The sequence below is a fragment of the Chamaesiphon sp. OTE_20_metabat_361 genome, assembly GCF_031364565.1.
Map to the genome: position 1 here is coordinate 1 of NZ_JANLWO010000441.1, position 4,712 is coordinate 4,712.

A 4,712-nucleotide genomic window follows, 5' to 3' on the forward strand; every position below is an offset into this window, starting at 1 on the left:
AAGTACTTTTGCCGACCACAGAAAGTCGTCATCGAGCGCCAGATCTGCCGCAGGTGCCTCTGGTTCGGCAGTTTCGATCGCGGTTGCCTTAAGTTGTTCTAAGCGCTGCTGACGGTCATCTCGTGCCCAAATCGGCAGTGGTCGTGCTGCGGCGGTATCGGTAAGCTGTGCTGGAGCCGTCTCAACTGGCTCTTGTATCGTCGGTGTATCTGTTTGGGTAGCTGGTGGCGATGCTGGCTCCTTACTGACTAACAGTTCCGGCTCATCAGCGGTGGTTGGTGCGACGAGTGCGACTGGTGCGGTTGACGACGCTGCTTCTTGCTGCTGAATATTGTCGTAAGCCGCTTTTGCCCAAGCTAAATAGTCAGTCGCCACGCTTTGGTCGGTTGTCTGCTCAGCAACTACTTCGTCGTCCGGTGTTGCCTCGACAATTGGCTCTGTTGCTGACTCCAGCGGCGCTTCTGGCTCGGATTCAGATTTATCGAACTTCCGACGAAACCAATTAAAAACCATAATGAATGATGAGGGATGAATTATGAATTAGAAATTATGGTAGTTGCCAAAAAAGTGAGGATATTACTAGCGCGTGAAACCTGCGATCTTCAAACACTCAGCTCCTGACTGCGACGACGATCTAGGCACCGAGTTTGAGTTTTTCGGTGACTTTGCGGAGCAGACCATTAATCAACTTCCGACCCTGGTCGTCACTATAACGCTTTGCTAATTCGATCGCTTCATTAATCGCGATCCGTTCTTCTAAGCCGAGATAGACGATTTCAGCTACTGCGAGTCTGAGAATATCGCGATCGATTTTGGGTAAGCGACCGAGCTGCCAATCTACGAGATTTTGACCCAAAAGTGCATCGATTTCGGTGGTTTCTTCAGTGGTTTTGACTAATAATTGGAGGGCATAACTACGCACATCGGGACGATTGAACCGATCGATTAATTCCGGCATTTCCAAGCCATCTCGCAACCGTTCGATTGCTTTTTGCACTAATTCGATCGCGTCTGCGGTCATCAGTCTAGCACTTTCGACGTCGCTCGCTCTGGTTTGACTATTAAGAAGGCGATCGTTGCTGCGTTGTAATTCTGCGGCGGCAGCTTCTAGCGCTTCGTCGGCCTCTTCTCTGAGGGTCGAGATCGCCTTACCCATCATCTCTTCTAGAGTCAATTGCAATTGGCGGGGTTGAGCTTGCGCTAACTTCTGTTGCGCTTTCGATAACTGCGGTAATGTCAGCAATGCTAACTCACGCGCAATAGTTTGAGGTTTCAACTCACGGGCTGTTTGAGCTTTCATAGACACAAGTCGAATAGCAATTGCAAAGCCTCTGATTATACCACGTTTATTAAATAAAACATGGCAGTAAACTAGATCGGGTTAAACAGGTGCTTGTTGAAGTTATCGATGCTGCAACAATAAGTAAGATTCTGATAAGATCGTTGACACAGGCTCTAAAACTGAGGCTGGAGATCGAGGAGACAAAGTATGAACACGATCGCGATTGTCGATAAGATTGGCAGATTTACTGCGTGGTTGCTAAAGCTAATTAGGCAAAAATTGGCACTGGGATTTTTGGCGATCGCCATTAGTTTATCTGGATGCGTTAGGTATGATACGGGGATTCACTTTTCTAGTCTCAGCGATGGTGAAATCGTCGCGCACATTCAACTGAGCGAACAATTAACCAGTTTCAGTCAAAATGCCGTTAAAACCTGGCTCGCGAGTATCGAGCAACGGACACTCGCCGCCCAAGGTCATCTAGAACGGTTGAGCGATCGTGAATTCAAGGCAATTATTCCTTTCAATAATCCACAGGAGTTAGTGACGAAAATAAATCGCTACTTTAGTACAGATTCTCCGAGTTCAGAAACTAGTTTGCTTAAAGCTGTGATGAAGATCGATCGGCAGAATTTTTTAGTAGTTATTAGAAATCATCTGATCTACGATCTCGATTTGCGATCGCTGGCAGTAACACCACCGAATCGGGGCGACGATCTTACTCCCAAAGTAGCGATTGGTATGAATAAATTGGTCGATCTCGATCTTACGGTTCAAAGTCCATGGGGTATTAAAAACATCAAGGCTGATGGTAATAATATCGGCATGACAGTCGATTCGCAACAAATGAAATGGCAACTTCAACCCGGTCGGCTAAATCATATCGATGCCGTATTTTGGCTGCCAAATCCATTAGGTGTTGGCGCGATTGCAATCGTCTTAATTGGCATAACTGGTTACTATGTGAAATACCGTCAATTGCCCTGGCAGCTTGTAGTTAAATAGATTAATGATGTTAATATCAGCAAAGCATCAAAAATTAGCTGTCTGGGGGATTGTAATTATTTGCACGATCTCAGTTTCTTTAAGATTTTGGGGACTAGAAAGATTTAACGTTCTGGTTTTTGATGAGGTTTATTATGCCAAGTTTGCAAATAATTACCTAACCGACACCAAATTTTTTAATTCGCATCCACCCCTAAGTCAATACCTGATTGCGATCGGGATTTGGATTGGCGATCGTTTACCATTCGGTCGCGATGTGACTAATACCCTAACGGGTTCGCTGCATTCGACCTTTAGTTATCGGTGGATGAATGCTTTATTTGGTTCGTTGATTCCACCGCTAGTAGCGGCATTAGCTTATCAATTAAGTCAGCGGATGAGTTATGCTTTTTTAGCAGCTTTGTTTATTAGTTTGGATGGCTTATATCTAATCGATTCTCGCTATGCACTCAATAATATTTACTTGGTTTTCTTTGGGTTGCTAGGACAGTTATTAGTATTGATGGCGAGTAAATCTCACGATCGGCAGTTGCTATTACTACTGGCTGCGGGTGTCTCGTTTGGCGCGTCAGCCGCCTGTAAATGGAATGGCTTATGGTTTTTATTCGGAATCTATATCTTACTCGCGATCGCTCAAATCTGGAAATTAATTAAGTCCGATCGCAAGTTTGCCCTGTTGACTAATTCACTACTAAATAGATTGGCAAATATCCACCCCATTGCTAGTTTGATTTTACTAGTAATCGTCCCGATCGCGACATATAGTATACTATGGATTCCACATCTGATCCAAAATCCCGAACCTAACTTCTTCGATGTCCAATTGGAAATTCTTAACTATCACGAACAGATTGGTAATAGTAAGAGCGTACATCCATATTGTGCTAATTGGTATACTTGGCCGCTGATGATGCGTCCGTTAGCTTACTATTTTACCGAATACAAACCTAACTATTATTATGATGTTCATGCAATGGGGAATCCCTTGTTATGGTGGTTGGCTTTAGCCGCAGTTTTTGCTTCGCTCTGGTTAATTATCCGGCGGTTATGGCTAGTAGTTAATACATTTAAAATCGAGAAAGCGCTCTTGGCACCCGTCAGCGAACTAAATCTCAATTATATTAGCGTGCCACTATTTATTGTCGTTAATTATGCGGCAAACTTATTACCGTGGGTGAGAGTTACCCGCTGCTTATATATTTATCACTATATGGGCGCAGTGCTGTTTGCAATAATGGGTTTGGCTTGGTTAGTAGATCTAGGATTGAGAAGTAGATCTCAACCATTGCAGATTGCGGGACTGACGACAATTTTTAGTGTGGCGGCAGCGTTTGTATTTTGGCTGCCGATTTTCTTAGGATTATCGATCGAAAAAACCCAGTTATCGCTCCGACTCTGGGATTTTTGGATCTTTCATTGGATTTAGGTTTTGATGTTAATAACCCGCTAATTTAATACCGCTAATTGCTAGATCTAGATAGCTAGACGTAGGGTGGGCACTGCCCACCAAATAGGTTTCAATCATTATCTATTTGATGAATAATTGTGCCTACCTACTTACAAGTATTTATTAGATAGAATTTACCTATAATCCTGGTGGTGGGCATTGCCCACCCTACAAAATAAACCTACAAAATACACTTGAATGAACGCAACCGCAGTTAATAACCAGCTAATTTAGTGCCGCTGATAGCAAGATCTAGTAGTTCGATCGGGTGTAAAATTTTAGTCTGATATCCTTGCAGCTCCAGATGTTTGGCAATTTGTAAAGTACAGCCAGGATTTGCTGAGGCGATGATTTTGGCACCCGTATTCATCAAGTTGTTCACTTTTTGTCGCCCGAGTTCGTTGGCTGTTTCGGGTTGGAGCATATTATACACGCCCGCACTTCCACAACAGAGGGCAGCATCTAAGGGTTCTATCAGGGTAATATTCGGGATCTGATTGAGGAGTTGACGGGGTTGAATGCTAATCTTTTGCCCGTGCAATAAGTGACAGGCATCTTGATAAACTAGATTGAGTGGTGCGGTGGAGATCGGTGATAGTGGCGTAGTCAGTTCGATCTCGGCTAGGAACTCTTGAACATCTTTAACTTTGGCTGAAAAATCGATCGCTTTTTGGAGATATTCGGGATCGTCTTTGAGCAGTTCGCCGTATTCTTTTAATGTATGTCCGCAGCCTGCCGCATTGATAATAATTGCATCTACATTGGTGTCAGCAAAGTTGTCAATCATCTGTCTGGCAAGAGTTTTGGCTTGTTCTTCTTGCCCCTGGTGGTGGGGTAATGCCGCACAGCAACCCTGCGCTTGGGGAATGACAATCTCGCAACCATTTGCCGTCAGCACTCTCACTGTAGCTTGATTGACGCGATCGAAAAATAACTTTTGGACGCAGCCTAAAATCATCCCTACGCGGTAGCGTTGAG

4 protein-coding genes and 1 pseudogene are annotated in these 4,712 nt (G+C 44.2%); 2 read left to right on the forward strand and 3 right to left on the reverse strand.

Translation table 11 applies throughout. The annotated features are described in order from the left end of the window. Both RMO35_RS12940 and nusB read right to left on the reverse strand, forming a co-directional pair. Positions 1–513: pseudogene (locus RMO35_RS12940) on the reverse strand (signal recognition particle-docking protein FtsY); the annotation flags it as partial. Positions 514–634: 121 nt separating this feature from the next. Continuing rightward, positions 635–1,300 (reverse strand): transcription antitermination factor NusB, encoded by a 666-nt coding sequence (gene nusB / locus RMO35_RS12945; RefSeq protein WP_309741703.1) that lies wholly within the window; start codon positions 1,298–1,300, stop codon positions 635–637. A 189-nt stretch (positions 1,301–1,489) separates the two neighbouring features. Between nusB and RMO35_RS12950 the strand changes: the two genes are divergently transcribed. Continuing rightward, positions 1,490–2,287: a DUF3153 domain-containing protein gene (locus RMO35_RS12950; RefSeq protein ID WP_309741704.1), complete on the forward strand. Its 798-nt coding sequence runs from the start codon at positions 1,490–1,492 to the stop codon at positions 2,285–2,287. 4 nt (positions 2,288–2,291) lie between these two features. Next, positions 2,292–3,713: a phospholipid carrier-dependent glycosyltransferase gene (locus RMO35_RS12955; RefSeq protein WP_309741705.1), complete on the forward strand. Its 1,422-nt coding sequence runs from the start codon at positions 2,292–2,294 to the stop codon at positions 3,711–3,713. Positions 3,714–3,948: 235 nt separating this feature from the next. Here RMO35_RS12955 and RMO35_RS12960 read toward each other — a convergent pair. After that, on the reverse strand, positions 3,949–4,712 hold a 764-nt coding region (locus tag RMO35_RS12960), incomplete at its 5' end, for a (Fe-S)-binding protein (protein WP_309741707.1).